Raw genomic sequence first — 17641 nt, 5'->3', positions numbered from 1 at the left:
GTCAGGGAACATGAAGTCAGGGCACATGAAGTCAGTGAACAGGTGCTCGGTGAAGGGTCAGGACGCGAGCCGGGCCAGGCGGGCGCGCTCGTCGCGCACCAGGGTGGACATGACCAGGGCCACGGCGATGAGCACGAACACCAGCTGGAAAGCCGGCTTGTAGCTGCCGGTCATGTCGAAGATCTTCGCCGCCATCCAGATGCCCAGGCCGGCCGTGGTCGCATCCAGCAAGGTCACGGTGCCGAGGATCTTGCCGGCCGAGGACAGGCCGAACGCGTTGACCGCCAGCAGCTGGATCATCGTGTAAAGCCCGCCCCAGCCCAGGCCGAACAGGATCAGCGCGTACCAGACCAAGTCCGGGCGCATGGTCGCCAGCACCGCCGCGCCGGAGGCCATGATCAGCAGGTTGACGATGAACACCACCTTGGCCGAGAGGATGTCGGCGAGCATGCCGAACAGGAACTTGCCGACCATCGCCAGGCCGAACATCAGGCTCAGTGCCGAGCCGGCCTGGACCGGGGTGAACTGCAGGTCGCGCATGTGCAGGAAGAGGTTCTGCGAGACGGCCATGATCGAGAAGAACGTGGTCATGGCGACCGTGGCCAGCGCCCAGAAGGTGCGCGTGCGCAACGCCTGCCTGTAGGTCAGGTCGGGCAGGGTGGCGATGTTGGCCGCCGCATCGGCGACCGCCTTGGCCGCCACCTTGTCGGCGCCCCAGGGCTTGATGTTCTTCTCGCTCGGGCTGTGCACGAGGAAGTAGGCGATCACCAGGAAGGTGGCCGGGATCGCCATCTCCCACATGAAGGCGGTCCGCCAGTCCATGGTCTTCAGCAGGTGCACCGCCAGCGGCGGGAAGATCATGCCGCCCAGGCTGGTCCCTACCAGCGCGATGCCGATGGCGGTACCGCGCTGCACGCTGAACCACTGCGAGACGTAGATGACCGCGACGTTGAGCCCGGCGGCGACCAGCACCACGCCCAAGCCGACGTGGATCAGGTACAGGTGCGTCAGCGAATTGACGAAGGCGTAGGCGAAGTACATCGCGCCCAGCAGCGCGATGCCGCCCAGGATCAGCCGGCGCGGGCCGGCGCGGTCGATGATCGCGCCGATGAAGGGCCCCAGCCAGCCGGCCAGCACGAGGGTGATCAGGTCGCGCATCTTCAGCTGGCTGCGGGTCCAGTCGAACTCCTTCAGCAGCGACTCGTCGAAGGCGGTCAGGCCGGTCACGATCAGGCCGTTGGAGGTCAGCAGGACCAGCATCCCCATTATCGCCATCAGCCACGGGTAGTAGCGCTTCATTCTCGTACCTCTGCAGGTTGGTTCGTGGGGTAGCAGGGACGCCGGAGGGCGGATTCGCTCCCTGGCGTTGACCGGCAACGGATGGCATGCCTACACTTTGTCCGGACAAAGTGTGCCACAGTCGATTGCCCCGGAGGAAGCCATGAATACCGTGATCGTTCTTTTCAACCTCAAGCCCGGCGCCAGCGCCGCGGACTTCGAGCAGTGGGCGCGCGAGCACGACGTGCCGACGGTCAATGCGCTTTCGTCCATGGACAGTTTCGAGGTGCTGCGGAGCAAGGGCCTGCTGATCGGCGAGGGCAAGCCGCCCTACGAGTACATCGAGATCTTGCGGGTGCCCGACATGGCCGCGTTCGCCGCCGACCTGTCTGCGCCGCAGGTGCAGGCCGGCGCGGCGCAGTTCCAGCAGTTTGCCGATAACCCGATTTTCATCCTCGCCGAGTCGATCTGAGACCGCCATGACCGCTGAAACTTCCTCGTCGCTGCCCGCGCCCCGCTACAGCGAACTCAAGGGCAAGGTCGCCCTGATCACCGGCGCCGGCCGTGCCGGCGGCCTGGGCGAGGGCATCGCCCGCCGCCTCGCCGCCGAGGGTTGCAGGGTGGTGATCACCGATATCGGCCAGGGCCGCGGCGCGCAGATGCCGGTCGATGCGATCGGCACCGACGAGGAGATGGCGCGCACCGCCGCCGCGATCACCGCCGCCGGGGGCGAGTGCATTGCGATGGCGCTGGACGTGCTGGAGGAAAGCCAGGTCGAGGCGGTCATCGCCCGCACGGTGGAGCGCTTCGGCGGGATCGACATCCTGGTGAACAACGCCGGCATCGGCTACCTGATGAAATCCATCGTCGACATGGACGTGGGGGAATGGGACGCGGTGCTGGGCGTGAACCTGCGCGGCAGCTTCCTGTGCACCAAGCACGCCGCGAAGGCGATGATCGCCCAGGGCCGTGGCGGCCGGATCGTCAACATCGCCTCCCAGGCGGCCAAGTCCGGCGTGCCGCATGCCGGCGCGTACTGCGCCTCCAAGCACGGCGTGGTCGGCCTGACCCGGGTCAGTGCGATTGAGCTGGGCGAGCACGGCATCACCGCCAACGCGATCTGCCCGAACCACGTCACCACCGGCCTGGGTGCCTGGCAGAACGAGTACTTCGCCAGGTTGCGCGGCCTGAGTGTCGAGGACTATCTGGCCCAGATGCGCGCGCGCATCCCCCTGGGTCGGGCCGGCTTGCCGGGCGATACCGCGGCGGCCTGCGCGTTCCTGTGTTCCGACGACGGCGCCTACGTCACCGGCGAGGCGATGAACGTCTCCGGCGGCGAAGAGACCCACTGAGCGCGACGCGTCCACCGCGCGGCGATTCCATTTGATGCGGGCCGCAAGGCGCGCACGGCAGAACCGGAGGGTTCCATGTCCCAAAGCACCTACGCCTGGCCCAACGACGCCCGACTCGCGCTGTCGGTCGTGGTCAATGTCGAGGAAGGCTCGGAGTACAGCATCGGCGAGGGCGACAGGATCACCGAGCCGGTCGATGAGCTCGCCGTCAGCCTGACCAAGCCGATCCGCAACTACGGCAACGAGTCCAACTACCGCTACGGCGTGAAGGAGGGCCACGCACGGATTGCCGCGCTGCTGGACAAGTACGACGTCACCAGCACCTACACGGCCGCCGCGCTGTCGCTGGAGCGCGCCCCGGAGATTGCCGCCTACCTGCATGGCAGCCGCCACGAGACGTGCTCGCACGGCTGGCGCTGGATCCACCAGTTCCGCCTCAACGAAGAGCAGGAGCGCGAGTTCATCCGCAAGGCCGCCGACAGCATCGAGCGCACCACCGGCACCCGCCCGGTGGGCTGGCTGTCGCGCTACCTGCACACCGCCGACACCCGCCGCCTGCTGCAGGAGGAAGGCTTCCTCTACCACATGGACGACTACTCGGCCGACGCGCCGTTCTGGGCGCCGGTGGACGGCAGCGACCGGCCGATGGTGATCGTGCCCTACCAGCTGGACACCAACGACATGAAGATGTGGCTGGCGCCGTCGTATCTGCCAAAGGACTGGCTGGACTACGCCATCGACAGCTTCGACACCTTGTATGAGGAAGGCGCCAGTGCACCGCGGATGATGTCGATCGGCCTGCACCTGCGCATCATCGGCCGCCCCGGCCGGATCGGCGCGCTGGAGAAGTTCTTCCAGTACGTCGCCAGCAAACCCAAGGTCTGGTACGCGACCCGCCGCGGCATCGCCGAGCACTTCATCGCCCACGGCGACCAGCAGGTCATCGCGCCGTGAGCACGTCCTCGCCCGATGCGATGGTCAATCCCCGTCGCTGCCTGATGTTCGTGCCCGGCTCGCGCCCCGAGCGCTACGCCAAGGCGATCGCCACCGGCGCCGACCAGGTCTGCATCGATCTGGAGGACGCGGTGGCGCCGGGCGACAAGGACAGCGCGCGCGCCTCGGTGTTCGCCTTCCTGGCGGATACTCCCGCGTCCTACAGCGAGATCGGCCTGCGCCTGAATCCACTCTCCACCGAGCTGGGCCGCAAGGATCTGGCCGAGTTGAAGGCCTCGGGCCTGGCGCCCGCGTTCGTGATGCTGCCCAAGGTCGAGACGGTGCAGGAACTGCTGGACGCCGACGCCGCACTCGCCGGCACCGACACCGGCCTGATCGCGCAGATCGAAACCCCGCGCGGGTTGCTGGATGCGCGTGCGATTGCCACCGCCACGCCGCGCCTGCAGGCGCTGATGTTCGGCGGCTTCGATTTCATCGTCGCCCTGCGCGGCCGCGCCAGCTGGGAGAGCTTCTTCCATCCCCGCGTACAGCTGGCAGTGATCGCCGCGGAGGCCGGCATCGGCTGCATCGATGTGCCGTACCTGGACATCAAGGACGAGGCGGGACTGGTCGCCGAGACCGATCGGGTGATCGCGCTGGGCTTCACCGCCAAGGCCGCCATCCACCCCGCCCAGGTCGATCCGATCCAGCAGCGCTACCTGCCGACCGTCGAGGAACTGGAGCGCGCCAGGCGCGTGGTGGCCGCCCTGCAGGCCAACCGCGGCGAGGCGATCCAGCTGGACGGCAAGCTCGTTGACCGGCCGATCGAGATCGCCGCCGAGCGCGCCATCGCCCTGGGCGTGCACGGCGCCCGCGCGGGCTGATCGTCCCGGCCCCGATCCATGTCGCTCCGCCCGTCACAGCCGACGGGCGCGCACCCGCCACACCCGCTTTTCCACCCCACGCGACGTTGCCAAGACAAAAGGAAACCCCCCCATGGTCCAGACAGCCAAGAAAGTCGGTGAGAACCGCTACCGCGAGACCTTCGGTCGCTTCTTCGAGGAGTTCACGGTCGGCGATACGTATGAGCATCGCCCCGGCCGCACGATCACCGAGACCGACAACACCTGGTTCACGCTGCTGACGATGAATACCCATCCGATGCACTTCGACAAGGAATACGCGAAGGCCTCCGAGTTCGGCAGGATCATCGTCTGCAGCCCGTTCACCGTCGCCCTGATGGTCGGCATGAGCGTGACCGACGTCAGCCAGAAGGCCGTGGCCAACCTGGGCTGGTCGGAAATCAAGCTGACCCACCCGCTGTTCGTCGGCGACACCCTGTATGCCGAGTCGACCGTGCTGGAGAAGCGCGAGTCCAAATCACGCCCCGGCGCCGGCATCGTCACCTGCAGCACGATCGGCCTGAACCAGGACGGCAAGACCGTCTGCACCTTCAACCGCACCATGCTGATCGCCAGGCAGGGTCACTCGGTTGAAGACAAGGTCAACTACTGAGGTTTGATGCCATGAGCAACGAGACCAACGCCCAGTGGAGCGCCGAGGACGAGCAGGCGCTGCTGGACACGATCGATGGCTGGATCGAGAAGTCGGTCGCGCCGATCGCGCGCGAGTACGACCTGGCGGACAAGTACCCGCACGAGCTGGTGGAGGAGATGAAGGAGCTCGGCCTGTTTGGCGCGACCATCTCCCAGGAATACGGCGGCCTGGGCCTGCCGGCCAGCATCTACGCCAAGATCGTGATCCGCATCTCGGCGGTGTGGATGGCGCCGACCGGCATCTTCAACTCGCACCTGATCATGGCCTCGGCGATCGAGCGCGCCGGCACCGAGGAGCAGAAGCAGCACTACCTGCCGCTGATGGCGACCGGCGAGCTGCGCGGCGGCATCGGCCTGACCGAGCCCAATGCCGGCACCGACCTGCAGGCGATCCGCACCGTCGCAAAGCGCGAGGGAGACCACTACGTCATCAACGGCGCCAAGACCTGGATCACCAACTCGCTGCACGGCGACATGATCCTGCTGCTGGTCAAGACCGACCCGGATGCGCAGCCTCGCTACAAGGGCATGAGCATGTTCATCGCCGAGAAGGGCGATGGCTTCATCGTCGCCAACAAGATGAAGAAGAGCGGCTACCGGGCGATCGATACCTGCGAGCTGGTGTTCGAGGACTACAAGGTGCCGGCCAGTCGACTTTTGGGCGGCGTGGAAGGGCAGGGCTTCAAGCAGACCCTCGGCGGCCTGGAACTGGGCCGCATCAACGTGGCCGCGCGCGGTGCCGGGATCGCCGAAGGCGCGCTGCGCCTGTCGGTGCGCTACGCGCAGGAGCGCAGGACGTTCGGCGTGCCGATCGCCGAGCACCAGGCGATCCAGCTCAAACTGGGCGAGATGGCCTCCAAGGTCGAGGCCTCCAAGCTGCTCATCGAGAGCGCCGCCAAGGCCTTCGACAAGGGCGAGCGCTGCGATATGGAAGCGGGGATGGCCAAGTACTTTGCCACCGAGACCGGCGCCTACTGTGCGCAGGAAGGCATGCGCATCTTCGGCGGCTACAGCTACTCCACCGAGTACGAGATCGAGCGCTTCCACCGCGACGCGATGCTGATGTGCATCGGTGAGGGCACCAACGAGATGCAGAAGATCATCATCGCCAAGCAGCTGGTCGCCAGAAACGCGATCTAGGACGGAGACAACACATGAGCGAGCTTCCCCTCAAGGGCGTGCGCATCCTGGCCGTGGAGCAGTACGGCGCCGGGCCGTATGGCTCGATGCACCTGGCCGACCTGGGCGCGGAAGTGATCAAGATCGAGGCGCCCCCCGGCGGCGACGTCTCCCGGTCCACCGGCCCGTATTTTCTGGGCGAGGGCGACAGCCAGTTTTTCCAGACCTTCAACCTCAACAAGCACTCGCTGCGGCTGGACCTGAAGAGCGCGCAGGGCCGCGAGGTGTTCGAGAAACTGGTTGGCACCGCCGACGCGGTGCTCAACAACCTGCGCGGCGACCAGCCGGCCAAGCTGGGGCTGGACTACGCGAGTCTGGGCAAGCTCAACCCGAAGATCGTCTGCGCCCATCTGTCCGCCTACGGGCGCGACAACGAGCGCGCCGCGTGGCCGGGCTACGACTACCTGATGCAGGCCGAGGCCGGGTTTATGGCGCTCACCGGCGAACCCGGCCAACCGCCGGCACGCTTCGGTCTGTCGATGGTCGACTTCATGACCGGCGCCACGATGGCGATGGGCCTGCTTGCCGCGCTGGTCGGAGCGATGCGGACCGGCGAGGGCCGTGATGTCGACGTCAGCCTGTTCGATGTCGCCCTGCACCAGCTCAGCTATCCCGCCACCTGGTACCTCAACGAAGGCCACGAGACGACCCGTCTGGAGCGCTCCGCGCATCCCAGCACCGTCCCGTGTCAGGTGTACCGCACCGCCGATGGCTGGGTCATGGTGATGTGCATGCTGGAGAAGTTCTGGCAGACCTTCATCGCCGGAATCGAGCGTCCGCAATTGGGCACAGATCCGCGCTTCGCCGGCTTCCCTGCCCGCCGCGAGCACCGCGAGGCGCTGACCCCGCTGGTGGACGAGGCGCTGATGCAGCGCGACACCGCCTATTGGACGGAGAAGTTTGCCGGCCAGATCCCGATCGCACCGGTGTTCGACATCGCCCAGGCGCTGGACAATCCGTACGTCGAGCGCATCGGCATGCTGCAGTCGGTTGAGCATCCGCAGGGCACGCAGCGGATGCTGCGCAATCCGATCAAGCTGGATGGCCAGCGCGTGGACGGGGTCGCCTGCCCGCCGCTGAGCGCCGATGCCGATGCGATTCTAAGCGAGCTCGGTTACAGCGCCGATGAGCGCTCGAAGCTGATCGAGCAGGGCGTGGTCTGAGACCCCCAATCATGTAAGCGTTTGGGGCGTATCCCGCCCCGCTCTGGAGTCGACGATGAAACTGGAAGGCGTGCGCGTCCTCGACCTGTCGCTGTTCCTGCCCGGCCCGCATCTGACCATGATGATGGCCGACCACGGCGCGGACGTGATCAAGGTCGAGCCGCCGAGCGGCGAGCCGGTGCGCGAGGTCGGCCTCAATCAGGCCGGCGTGTCGACCTGGTTCCGCAATACCCACCGCGGCAAACGCTGCATCGTGCTTGACCTCAAGAGCGAGGCCGGCAAAGAGGCGTTTGCGCGGCTGGTAGAACGGGCCGACGTGGTGGTGGAGGCGTTCCGCCCCGGCGTCGCCCAGCGCCTGGGCGTCGACTACGAGCGTTGCCGCCAGCTCAATCCGCGCATCGTGTACTGCTCGATCAGTGCCTACGGCCAGACCGGGCCGAAGGTGCAACGGCCCGCCCACGACCTGGCGATGCAGGCCGACAGCGGCGTCGTCAGCCTCAATCTCGGGCCCGATGGTTCGCCCGCCTCGCCGCACATGCCCGTGGCCGACATGGCCGGCTCGCTGATGGCGCTCAGCGGCATCCTGATGGCGCTCTACCGCCGCGAGAAGACCGGTGAAGGCGACTACATCGACCTGTCCATGCAGGACGCGCTGATGGCCTGGCTGCCCAACGTGCTGGGTCCGCCGTTTGCCGAGCAGCGCGATCCGGTGGTCAAGGACGAGCGCAGCTGGGGCGGCAACGCGTTGTACCGCCTGTACCGCTGCAAGGATGATCGCTGGCTGGCTCTGGGCGGCGCGGAACACAAGTTCGCTGACAACCTGCTGGACGCGCTGGAGCGTCCGGATCTGGCACCGCTGTGCCGGCTCCCGCCCGGCCCGGGTCAGGACCCGGTCAAGGTCTTCCTTGCCGACACCTTCGCCACCCGCACCCTCGCCGAATGGATCGACTTCCTGGAGCCGATGGACGTGTGCTGGGCGCCCGTGAAGACCCTCACCGAGGCCTTCGACGATCCCCACACCCGCGCCCGCGAAATGGTCTGGACCGCGCCGGACGGCGGCACCCACCTGGGCATTCCGATCCGCTTCGCCAACGAGCCGGGCCGGATCGATCCGCATCTGGACGAGTTGGGCGAATCGACCGCAGAGGTGCTCGCGGAGTTGGGGCTTTAAGGACGCAGGCCGCTGCCGCCCGTTTGGTGCGAAAATGCGCCGATGATCAACAACGACGTATTACGCAGCATCCGCTACATGCTCGATCTCAGTGACAGCATGGTGGTGGACCTGGCGAAGCTGGCCGATCCGGATTTCCCGCTGGACAAGGACGAGGTGCCGGCGCTGCTCAAGCGCGAGGACGAGGAAGGCTTCGTCGCCTGCACCGACCGCATCCTCGCCCACGTGCTCGATGGCCTCGTGCTGCATTACCGCGGCCGCGACGAGAGCCGCCCGCCGCGCCCGGTCGAGAAGCGGGTCACCAACAACGTGGTGCTGAAGAAGCTGCGGGTCGCCTTCGAGCTGAAGGACGTGGACATGCACGAGATTTTCGCCGGCTCCGGGTTCCCGATCTCCAAACCCGAGCTGACCGCGCTGTTCCGCCAGCCCGGGCACAAGCACTTCCGCGGGTGCGGTGACCAGCTGCTGCGCAACTTCCTCAAGGGTCTGACGCTGCGGGTGCGCGGCGCGGACTGAACGTTCGCGTCCATCGGACCAAATAAAAAAACCGCCGGAGCGAATGCGCCGGCGGTCTTCGTTGGGGATCAGCCGGGACCGCGAATCCCGCGCCGCGGCCCCGTCGCCACCTACTTCCAGCGACTCACCTTGTCCATCAGCACCTTCATTTCCGCACCGTTGTCGGGAAGCTGATCCAGCGGCAGGTCCAGGTGGTTCAGCGGGAACGCCGACTGGTACTGCTCGAACACCGGCCGCGTCACGTCCATCGGGTAATCAGGAATCCTGCGGCCCTTGCGCAGCGCGCCGATATCGATCTCCGCCTCAATGATCGCCTCGTCGTTGCTGGGGTCCTCGGCCAGGACCTCGCCCTTGGGATTCACGATCACCGAGCCGCCGCCCATCTTCGCCCACTCGCTGTCGGCCGGGAACGTGATATTCGACATGGCCGAGTAGAAGTTGTTGAAGCTCGCGGTCGCCATGACGTCCAGCTTGGAGAACAGGGTCGAGGTGCGGAACATGATCTCGACCCCGCGCATGGCGAACGCGTTGTAGACCATGGTGTCGCGCTGCACCGTGCTCACCGCGATGTTGCCGTATTCGGTGCGCAGCACCGGGAACAGTTTTTCCTCGCCGTACATCGCCACGTAGCGGTCGTAGACGTTCTCGATGGTGGTGGTCGGGATCTCCATGTCGGGCTGGTAGTTCTTGACGTTGCGCGTCTTCCAGAACTTCTCCGCCACCTTGCCGTCGCGGCCGATCACCGCGTTCAGGCTGAGGATGTGGCCGGGCCAGGCCTCGTCGCGGGCGTAGCTGCCGAAGATGATGTAGGTGTCGCACTCCCTGGCCAGCTTGCCCAGCGCATCGGTTTCCTTGCCGGGGATTTCAATGGTGAACTTGAGTTTTTCTTCGCGCTTGCCATCCGAATAACCGGTGAGCGGAAACTCGTTGAAGAGGATGAAATCCGGTTTTTTGCCGGTCGAGCACGCACGTTGGGTCAGCGCGGTCATCTGCTCCAGGTTGTGGGCAAGCCCTTCGCTGACGGTGGGGAAGTCCTGCAGGTTGCGCGTCAGGTTCTGCACCACCTTGATCACGACCTTGTCTTTTTCCAGCGGCAACTGCGCGTAGCTGCCGTCCTTCTCCACCAGGGTTGCGGCATGCGCACCCGCGGTGGAAAACAGCAGCGCGAATGCCAGCAGGCTCAGGGGCGCACGCGCCAGGAATGTCGGTTGGGTCATGCGATGGGTCTCCTGCAGGCACCCGCCTTTGTGGGGGTGCCAGGAATGGGGTGGTGTCGCCTGTGTGCCGATCAGGCGTCGAGCGGCTCGCCGGCAAAGCTGTCGCCGGTGATCTGACGCCAGTTGCGGCTGGCGCGCTTCTCGTCGATCAGCGTGCGCTGGATCAGCACGCCCTTGCGGTACCAGTGCCAGACCCGGTTGCGCAGGTTGCCGCAGTCCGAGAGCTGGATCATCTCGTACAGCTCCAGGCCCTCCTCGCCCTTGCGCTGCCAGTACAGCATCAGGGTGCGGTGGAAGTCGTCGGCCGGGATCTCGGTGCACCAGCCGTAGATCAGCTCGTTGTCGAAGATGATCCGGCCGAAGGAGTAGGTGGTCTTGAAGTCGCGCACCTCGGTCTTGCCATCGGCCCAGCTGTAGTTGTTGGTCTGGTGGTAGGGCACCGCGTCGTCGCCGGTGATGCGGCAGACCAGGCGCGAGGCGTGCTCGTCGGTCTTGTTGCCCTCGGCGTCGTAGTAGCGGTACATCCCGTCCCAGACGCCTTCGTGGCGGGCGAGGGCGGGCATGTGCAGTTTCAGGTCGGTCATTCGTGGTCCTTGTTGCTTGCTCGGGTGTGTTTGATGCGCGTGCGGATGGGTCCGTTCAACGCAGCCCATGGCGCGCAGTTTGGGCTTACTCGTCGCGCATCTGCGCGATCAGGTCCGCCATCGGTGGTTCCTTCGCGCCGCTCTCCAGCGCCTCGGTTTCCTGCTGCACGATGCGCAGCACCCGGGCCACGTATTCCTGCATCCAGGTGGTGCGCTCGGCTTCCGCGGCGGCGTCGGGCTGGAAGGCGTCCAGCTCGGCGCGCGTGGCCACGCCCTTGGACTCGATCAGCCGCTCCAGCGCGTCCAGCCGCTGGCGCGTCACGGCGTGCTCCATCGCGATCACCATCGCGATCGAGAGCACGCGCTCGACGTCGGGATCCTTGAAGAAGTAGGGACGCTTGCCCTTCGGGCGGGTGCCTGCGAGGGCAATCGGATCGATGTCGTCGATGTCGGGAAGCTCGCTCATTTCCACGCTCCGAACATGGTCCACAGGGCGGCGCGGCCGTAGTCCTCGCCGTCGTTGCTGGCCTCGGGGAAGATGCTGCGGTCCACCACGCCGGCGACCGTGGTCTCGAAGTACCTGCTGTCGTCGAACCCGGCCGCGGCCATCATCGCGCGCAGGTCGTACTCGTGCATGACGCTCCAGAACGGCTCGTTGTTGTTGTAGGCGTCCCAGTCGCGCACGAAGGCCTCATACGGGTCCATGCCGTGGTACTGCGGCTGTTCCAGGTTGGCCGACAGGCCGCCATCGGCGAGCAGGCGATGCACTTCCTGCAGGGTTCTGGGCATCGACCTGGCCGAACTCTCGTGCCAGAACATCGCGGTGCTGATGAGGTCGAAATGGCCGTCGGGGTAGTCCAGCGACTCGGCATCGGCCTGGCGGAAGACCAGGTTGTCCACGCCCATCGAGCGCGCCCGCGCGTGGCCGTAGCGCAGCATCGGCGCGGACACGTCGACCGCGATCACTTCCGCGTCCGGAAAGGCCTGCGCGAGCGGCACCACGTTGTGGCCGACGGTGCAGCCAAGATCGAGGATGCGGCGCGGCTTGAAGTCCGGGCGCTCCTTCTTCAACCACTGCGCGAGCGCCTGGCCGCCGCCATCGTTGAAGCGGCCCAGCATGCCGCCGGTGGTGGCGAAGATACCGGCGTCGTAGTTGGCACCTGCGGAGATATCGTCCTTGACCAGCTCGGTGTGGTAGCCGCCGGGCATGCAGTGGATGTCCACCGCGCTGACGTGGCGGGGCACCTTGACCGACGGGTCCAGTTGCAGGTTGGGCGAGCCCTCGTTGAGCTCGCGCGCCTTCTCCACCAGCGGCGCCAGCTGCCGCAGCACCAGTCCGCGTCCTGCCTGCTGGCGCATCTCCATGGAGCTACGCCTCAGCGCGCTCCAGGTCTGGTAGATCGGGTCGCCGACCATCGCCTTGCGGACCTCATGGCGGGTTTCCGGCGCACGTCCCTGGGCCGCCTCGAAGGCCGGCTTGACCCGCTTGTCGTACGCGACGCGCACCTTCGGGCTCAACCGCGTCGCCAGGTAGCCATTGAGGTTGGCCAGGAAGTCGAAGCGCGCGGTGTCGTCGTGGCCGCTGCTCGGAAACACGTCGTGGCGACCTACGTGCTGCCAGCTCGGCGGGAGGGCTTGCTGGGACATGGTGTGCTCCATTCAGTTTCGGTGCGTCGGGATTGCCGCAATCCAAATGACTGGACAATCATGAACTAATGTTATAGCTATAGGTCATCTAAGGGGTTGTGGTCAAGACGCATTCATCTTTGAAGCCCGTTTTCCGGGGTGTTGGCAGCCACTGTTCCGCCCGCCCGTTCCGAACATCAACGAGGTATCCGCATGTTGCGACTCTTCTCCGTGCTGGCCCTTGCAACAAGTGCCTTTGTGCCCGCAGCGCAGGCGCAGTCGTCGGCAACGGCCGCGCAGCCGGCGACCGGCATCGGCAACATCGAGTCGCTGGTCAAGATGCGCTGTTCGCTGGACTCGAAGGAGGACGTGATCCTGTGGTGGTCGGGCACCGTTTTCGCGCAAGTGCCGGAAAAAGCGCCCTCCGCGCTGCTGGGTTTCGAGGGCTACAACATCTGTCGCGCCGAGCAGCAGGCCGACGGCACCTGGCGCCTGCTGACCCGTGAGCTGACGTTCTATCGCGACCTGAAGACCGGCGAGATCCTCGACCAGTGGGACAACCCCATGACCGGCGAGCGCAACGAGGTGTTGCAGGTCGCCAACGACCCGGTCAACAACGTGCTCAATCCGCCGGGCCGTCCGTCTATCGTGCCGTGGGTGGAAGCCGGCGAGCAGCTGATGCTGACGATGAACATCCCGCTGACCTATCCCAACCCGCTGCCGCCGAAGGACTTCCCCAAGCAGTCGTCCGGCGAGATGTACATGGGCTCGGAGCACTTCATGTTCTTCACCCCGCGCGCGGCGATCGAAGACCCGGCCCTCACCCAGGCGCCCGCGTCCTATGGCTGGACCCGCACCGGGCCGTGGTTGCCGTGGATGGAGATGGGCCAGGCGCCCGGCGGGCTGCTGTACATCGCCCAGGGCAACAAGAAAGCCTCCATCGCCGAGCTTCCTGCCGACATCCAGGAGCGCGTGCGCAGCACATACCCCGAATACACGACCGCGCCGAGGGAGTGGATCCAGCCGAACATGACCAGCTGGACGGTCTACAAGCAGTGGCACGAGCGCCAGCACAACGACGGCGGCAAAAAGTAATCCGCGCCCGATCGCCCGGCAAGGTAACGACCATGGACAGACGACACTTCCTCAAAGGCAGCGCGGGCGCCGCGATGCTCGGCATACTCGGCTGCCATTCGACGCCCAAGCCGCCCATGAGTGTTGAACCACGCAGCGATGCCATCGTCATCGGCGCCGGCCTTGCCGGGCTTGCCGCGGCGCAGGCGCTGCAGGACGCCGGTGCGCGGGTGACCGTGCTGGAAGCCAACGACCGCATCGGCGGACGCCTGCACACCGTCGAGCGCAAGGGCCTGCGTTTCGAGGTCGGCGGCGTGCAGGTAGGCGCCGGCTATGAGCGCGTGCACGCCCACGCCAGCCGGGTCGGCATCGAAATCGCGCCGCCGGACATCGACCTGATGGGCCCCGGTGGCCGTCCGTTGCCGACCAGCCTGATGCTGGCCGGGCAGAGCGTCTCCAGCGACGACTGGGCGGCCAGCCCGCTCAACACGCTCGAAGGCCGCGAGCTTCCGATACCGCCGCCCGGCCTGTTGCGCGCGGCCATGAGCGAAGTCGCGCTGGAGCGGATCGAAGGCTGGGACGACCCGGCCAACCTCGCCCTGGACATCCCGCTGCGCGATTACCTGGCATCCAGGGGCTGGTCGGCGCAGGCGCTGGACTGGATGGACGTGGCCGACAGCTACACCTCGCTGCTTACCATCAGTGCGCTGGACGCCCTGCGCCGCCAGGCCGAGCTGCAGGGCGCTCCGCGCGCACCGCCGGGCTGGGTCACCCAGGGCAGTCAGGCCTTGCCCGAAGCCATGGCCGCGGCTCTGGACGCGCCGCCGCTGCTGGGCATGGAAGTGCTCGGCGTGGAGCAGAACCGCCGCGGCATCGAAGTGACCTGCAGGGACGGACGCCGCTTCCGCGCCGACCACGTCGTGATGACGGTGCCGAGTGGTCCGCTGAGCCGGATCCGGCTGGATCCGCTGCCGCCGCCGGAGCAGGCCGCCGTGTGGGCCGCGCGGCACAGCAACTCGGTGACCACTATCCACTTCCACCCCACGCGCCCGTTCTGGGAGAGCGACGGCCTGCCAATCAACATGTGGAACGACGGCCCCCTGCAGCGCGTCATGGCGGTACCCGATTCTGCCGGCACCATCCAGCGCCTGATCGTCTGGCTCAACGGCGACGGCGCCGACCAGGCCGATCGCCTGGCACCCGACGCGCGCATGCAGTGGGCGATGGACCAGCTGGCCGCATTGCGCCCGTCCAGCGCGGGTGCATTGGAACCCCTGGCCACGCGCGGCTGGGGCAACGACCGTTTCGCCAACGGTGCCTTTTCTGAAATCGCTCCCGGCCGGGTGGCCGACACCGTGCAATGGAGCGGCAAGCGTCTGGGACGGATCCACTTTGCCGGTGAACACAACGCGTTGGACAAGCCCGGGATGGAAGCCGCGGTCGTGTCCGGCGAACGAGCCGTGGCCGCCGTCCTGGCGGCCTGACCCAACAACCAAAACCAGATCCATCGGAGTTCCGACAATGACCACGCCCCGACCGAAACTGCTGAGTGCCTGCATTGCGGCCACCCTGTTCGTAGCCGCGCCACAGGCCTTCGCCCAGCAGGCGCAGCCGCAGCCCGCCGCCAGCGCCACCCAGCTCGATACCGTCACCGTGACCGCCCGCGGCGTCACCGAGACCCTGCAGACGATGCCGCTGCCGATCAGCGCCATCTCCGACAAGGAGATCGAGAAGAAGGGCCTGAACGACGTGCGTGACATCGCCGCGCTGACCCCCAGCTTCTCCTTCCGTTCCGCCTACGGGCGCGGCTTCGACCGCCCGGTCATCCGCGGCATGTCCAACATCCAGGGCGAGCCGAACGCGTCGTTCTTCATCGACGGCGTGTTCGTGGAAGGCGACATCTCCAGCTACGGCCTGGAGAACATCCAGCGCGTGGAGGTCATCCGTGGCCCGCAGTCGGCCGCGTTCGGCCGCCGCACGTTCTCCGGCGCGGTCAACTTCATCACCCACCGTCCCGGCTCGCTCAACGGCGGCAAACTGACCATCGGCGGCGGCGATTACGGGCAGAAGAAGTACGGCCTGTTCTATTCGGGCGGCAATGAGGACGGCAGCTTCGGCTACGACGTCAGCATCAACCAGCGCGGCAACGACGGCGTGTTCTTCAACCAGGCCTCGGGCAAAAAGGACCTGGGCGGCACCGAGACCAACAGCGTGATGGGCGCCGTGGCCTGGGCACCGAGCGAGAACCTGGAGATCACCGCGCGCGCCAGCCGGCAGAAGAGCCGTGACGACCACTTCGCGATCGCCCTGGTCGGCACCGAGAACATGAACTGCTTCCTGCCCCAGGAGACCGGAAGCCTGTACTTCGGGCTCTACCCGATCCTCGCCAACCGCCACCGTGGCTACTACTGCGGCGACCTCAAGGCACCGTCCGAGTACGGGATCAACACCGAGGAGTTCCGCGTGGCCGGCTACTTCCCCGGCCGCAAGACCGACCTCTCGCGCGCCAGCGTGGTGGTCGACTACCACTTCGGCGATGGCTGGAAGTTCACCTCCACCTCGGCCTACAACGAGACCTCCACCTACGCCGGTACCGACCAGGACTACAGCCCCAACCGCGGTTACGGTGGCGCCTTCGAGACCATCGGCCTGACCAACACCAGTGACTGGTCGCAGGACTTCCGCGTCAGCAGCGACCAGTCGCGCGCGGTGTCGGGCATGGGCGGCGTGTACTACTACAGCCAGAGTGGCCATCCGGGCCTGACCGGCGACCTGGCCGGTTTCGTCCTGCCAGGCAACATGAGCGTCAATCCGCTGCGCACCAACCCCGACAACCAGACCGTCAACAAGGCGATCTACGGCCTGCTCAACTGGCACATCAACGACCAGTGGACGACCTCGCTGGAGGCGCGCTACGCCAAGGATGAGATCAGCAAGGGTGGCGTGGACACGCGCGCGCTCGGTGGGGTGATCTACACCCAGCCCTACGCACTCAGCGAGACCTTCACCAGCTTCACCCCGCGCGCGACGCTCAGCTACCAGGCGGCCGACAACATCAACGTCTACGGACTGGTCTCCAAGGGCACCAAGCCGGGCGGTTTCAACCTCGACATCTATCGCGCCGACCTGAGCGACGAAGGGCGCGATGAACTGATCTCGCGCGGCCTGGAGACCTTCCAGGAAGAAAAGGCCTGGAACTACGAGTTGGGCATCAAGAGCGACTGGCTGGACCGCAGCCTGCGGGTCAACGCCAACGTCTACCAGATCAACTGGGACAACCAGCAGCTGACCGCGACCGGCTCGGTGACCCGCAAGAACGGCAGCCTGTTCTCGACCAGCTACACCACCAACGTGGGCGAGTCGCGCATCCGCGGCGCCGAGCTGGAGACCCAGTGGCTGTTCGCCGAGGGCTGGCTGGCCTCGCTCAACTACTCCTACACCGATGCCAAGATCATCAGCTTCATCAGCCAGTACCAGGCCGATCTGTTCTGCCCCAGCGTCGCGCCGAGCCTGAACGACGGCGCGTGTGCGAATGCGAAGGGCAACATGCTGCCGCGCGTGCCCAAGACCAAGCTCTCCTTTGGCCTGATGTACGACGGCCAGCTGGCCAATGGCTGGGGCTGGTCGGCGAACACGGACACCACCTACGAAGGCCGCCGCTACGTGCAGGTCGATAACCTGGCCAGCATCGCGCCGTCCACGCGCACCAACTTCCGCTTCAGCGTGCGCCCCAGCGACGCGCTGCAGGTCAGTGCCTACGTGACCAACGCCTTCAACGACCGCACCCCGGAAGACGTGCAGCGCACCATCGATCCGGAGAAGTACGTGGCCATGCCCAACGTGCCGCCGCTGACGGGTCTGCAGGTCACCAACCTGGTCGACTTCGCGGTTTCGCCCTCGCTGCCGCGCATGTTCGGCGTCGAGGTCAACTACCGCTTCTAACGCGATACCGCCGATGGGCCCGCGCGGCAACGGCTGCGCGGGTCCGCAGG

The 17641-nt window shown here is 66.4% G+C and carries 17 protein-coding genes; 12 read left to right on the top strand and 5 right to left on the bottom strand.

The window, feature by feature from the left end; translation table 11 throughout:
• Positions 1-57: 57 nt before the first annotated feature.
• Positions 58-1299, bottom strand: a complete 1242-nt coding sequence (locus INQ40_RS12600) for an MFS transporter (RefSeq protein ID WP_194340707.1) — start codon at positions 1297-1299, stop codon at positions 58-60.
• Between the two features lie 142 nt (positions 1300-1441).
• Here INQ40_RS12600 and INQ40_RS12595 point away from each other — a divergent pair, with 142 nt between their 5' ends.
• The 9 genes from INQ40_RS12595 (at position 1442) to INQ40_RS12555 (ending at position 9148) form a co-directional block, all read left to right on the top strand.
• The gene (locus tag INQ40_RS12595; RefSeq protein ID WP_194340706.1) at positions 1442-1750 is read left to right on the top strand and encodes an REDY-like protein HapK; all 309 of its coding nucleotides are present in this window, start codon (positions 1442-1444) and stop codon (positions 1748-1750) included.
• Between the two features lie 7 nt (positions 1751-1757).
• A complete protein-coding gene (locus tag INQ40_RS12590) occupies positions 1758-2630 on the top strand; it encodes an SDR family NAD(P)-dependent oxidoreductase (protein WP_194340705.1) in 873 nt (290 codons plus the stop codon).
• A gap of 75 nt (positions 2631-2705) precedes the next feature.
• A complete protein-coding gene (locus INQ40_RS12585) occupies positions 2706-3584 on the top strand; it encodes a polysaccharide deacetylase family protein (RefSeq protein WP_194340704.1) in 879 nt (292 codons plus the stop codon).
• Complete coding sequence (locus INQ40_RS12580; protein WP_194340703.1) at positions 3581-4447, top strand: CoA ester lyase; 867 nt, start codon at positions 3581-3583, stop codon at positions 4445-4447. Before INQ40_RS12585 ends, INQ40_RS12580 begins: the two co-directional genes overlap by 4 nt.
• 112 nt (positions 4448-4559) lie before the next feature.
• Positions 4560-5078 (top strand): MaoC family dehydratase, encoded by a 519-nt coding sequence (locus tag INQ40_RS12575; protein ID WP_194340702.1) that lies wholly within the window; start codon positions 4560-4562, stop codon positions 5076-5078.
• A gap of 11 nt (positions 5079-5089) precedes the next feature.
• Positions 5090-6259: an acyl-CoA dehydrogenase family protein gene (locus INQ40_RS12570; RefSeq protein ID WP_194340701.1), complete on the top strand. Its 1170-nt coding sequence runs from the start codon at positions 5090-5092 to the stop codon at positions 6257-6259.
• A gap of 14 nt (positions 6260-6273) precedes the next feature.
• Positions 6274-7461, top strand: coding sequence for a CoA transferase (locus INQ40_RS12565; protein ID WP_194340700.1), 1188 nt, complete (start codon positions 6274-6276; stop codon positions 7459-7461).
• 55 nt (positions 7462-7516) lie between these two features.
• On the top strand, positions 7517-8632 hold the full coding sequence (locus tag INQ40_RS12560) for a CoA transferase (RefSeq protein WP_194340699.1): 1116 nt from the start codon (positions 7517-7519) through the stop codon (positions 8630-8632).
• A gap of 42 nt (positions 8633-8674) precedes the next feature.
• Positions 8675-9148 carry a DUF1456 family protein gene (locus INQ40_RS12555; protein ID WP_194340698.1) on the top strand — a complete coding sequence of 158 codons (474 nt, stop codon included), beginning with the start codon at positions 8675-8677 and terminating at the stop codon, positions 9146-9148.
• Positions 9149-9258: 110 nt separating this feature from the next.
• Here the strand turns inward: INQ40_RS12555 and INQ40_RS12550 are convergent, their stop codons facing one another.
• The 4 genes from INQ40_RS12550 to INQ40_RS12535 all read right to left on the bottom strand — a co-directional run bounded on the left by INQ40_RS12550 (position 9259) and on the right by INQ40_RS12535 (position 12596).
• A complete protein-coding gene (locus INQ40_RS12550) occupies positions 9259-10365 on the bottom strand; it encodes a nitrilase-related carbon-nitrogen hydrolase (RefSeq protein ID WP_194340697.1) in 1107 nt (368 codons plus the stop codon).
• A gap of 71 nt (positions 10366-10436) precedes the next feature.
• The gene (locus INQ40_RS12545; protein ID WP_194340696.1) at positions 10437-10949 is read right to left on the bottom strand and encodes a DUF3598 domain-containing protein; all 513 of its coding nucleotides are present in this window, start codon (positions 10947-10949) and stop codon (positions 10437-10439) included.
• A gap of 85 nt (positions 10950-11034) precedes the next feature.
• The gene (locus tag INQ40_RS12540; protein WP_228482032.1) at positions 11035-11415 is read right to left on the bottom strand and encodes a hypothetical protein; all 381 of its coding nucleotides are present in this window, start codon (positions 11413-11415) and stop codon (positions 11035-11037) included.
• Positions 11412-12596, bottom strand: coding sequence for a class I SAM-dependent methyltransferase (locus INQ40_RS12535; protein ID WP_194340695.1), 1185 nt, complete (start codon positions 12594-12596; stop codon positions 11412-11414). Before INQ40_RS12535 ends, INQ40_RS12540 begins: the two co-directional genes overlap by 4 nt.
• Positions 12597-12788: 192 nt before the next feature.
• On the opposite strand from INQ40_RS12535, the gene INQ40_RS12530 reads away from it, so the two are divergent.
• From INQ40_RS12530 to INQ40_RS12520, 3 genes are read left to right on the top strand one after another with little or no spacing between them, the layout of a single operon-like run.
• Positions 12789-13670, top strand: coding sequence for a DUF1838 family protein (locus INQ40_RS12530; protein ID WP_194340694.1), 882 nt, complete (start codon positions 12789-12791; stop codon positions 13668-13670).
• Between the two features lie 32 nt (positions 13671-13702).
• The gene (locus INQ40_RS12525) at positions 13703-15133 is read left to right on the top strand and encodes an NAD(P)/FAD-dependent oxidoreductase (RefSeq protein ID WP_194340693.1); all 1431 of its coding nucleotides are present in this window, start codon (positions 13703-13705) and stop codon (positions 15131-15133) included.
• A 37-nt stretch (positions 15134-15170) separates the two neighbouring features.
• On the top strand, positions 15171-17591 hold the full coding sequence (locus INQ40_RS12520; protein ID WP_194340692.1) for a TonB-dependent receptor: 2421 nt from the start codon (positions 15171-15173) through the stop codon (positions 17589-17591).
• Positions 17592-17641 lie beyond the last annotated feature (50 nt).

Origin of the sequence: Lysobacter sp. H21R4 (assembly GCF_015277535.1) — a bacterium.
GTDB lineage: Bacteria > Pseudomonadota > Gammaproteobacteria > Xanthomonadales > Xanthomonadaceae > Novilysobacter > Novilysobacter ciconiae.
This window is presented reverse-complemented; position numbering and strand designations above follow the sequence as displayed.

Coding starts and splice junctions, on each gene's coding strand:
- INQ40_RS12590 (WP_194340705.1), top strand. CDS start 1,758: ATGACCGCTGAAACTTCCTCGTCGCTGCCCGCGCCCCGCTACAGCGAA.
- INQ40_RS12545 (WP_194340696.1), bottom strand. CDS start 10,949: ATGACCGACCTGAAACTGCACATGCCCGCCCTCGCCCGCCACGAAGGC.
- INQ40_RS12535 (WP_194340695.1), bottom strand. CDS start 12,596: ATGTCCCAGCAAGCCCTCCCGCCGAGCTGGCAGCACGTAGGTCGCCAC.
- INQ40_RS12520 (WP_194340692.1), top strand. CDS start 15,171: ATGACCACGCCCCGACCGAAACTGCTGAGTGCCTGCATTGCGGCCACC.
- INQ40_RS12530 (WP_194340694.1), top strand. CDS start 12,789: ATGTTGCGACTCTTCTCCGTGCTGGCCCTTGCAACAAGTGCCTTTGTG.
- INQ40_RS12570 (WP_194340701.1), top strand. CDS start 5,090: ATGAGCAACGAGACCAACGCCCAGTGGAGCGCCGAGGACGAGCAGGCG.
- INQ40_RS12525 (WP_194340693.1), top strand. CDS start 13,703: ATGGACAGACGACACTTCCTCAAAGGCAGCGCGGGCGCCGCGATGCTC.
- INQ40_RS12565 (WP_194340700.1), top strand. CDS start 6,274: ATGAGCGAGCTTCCCCTCAAGGGCGTGCGCATCCTGGCCGTGGAGCAG.
- INQ40_RS12550 (WP_194340697.1), bottom strand. CDS start 10,365: ATGACCCAACCGACATTCCTGGCGCGTGCGCCCCTGAGCCTGCTGGCA.
- INQ40_RS12595 (WP_194340706.1), top strand. CDS start 1,442: ATGAATACCGTGATCGTTCTTTTCAACCTCAAGCCCGGCGCCAGCGCC.
- INQ40_RS12555 (WP_194340698.1), top strand. CDS start 8,675: ATGATCAACAACGACGTATTACGCAGCATCCGCTACATGCTCGATCTC.
- INQ40_RS12600 (WP_194340707.1), bottom strand. CDS start 1,299: ATGAAGCGCTACTACCCGTGGCTGATGGCGATAATGGGGATGCTGGTC.
- INQ40_RS12585 (WP_194340704.1), top strand. CDS start 2,706: ATGTCCCAAAGCACCTACGCCTGGCCCAACGACGCCCGACTCGCGCTG.
- INQ40_RS12575 (WP_194340702.1), top strand. CDS start 4,560: ATGGTCCAGACAGCCAAGAAAGTCGGTGAGAACCGCTACCGCGAGACC.
- INQ40_RS12540 (WP_228482032.1), bottom strand. CDS start 11,415: ATGAGCGAGCTTCCCGACATCGACGACATCGATCCGATTGCCCTCGCA.
- INQ40_RS12560 (WP_194340699.1), top strand. CDS start 7,517: ATGAAACTGGAAGGCGTGCGCGTCCTCGACCTGTCGCTGTTCCTGCCC.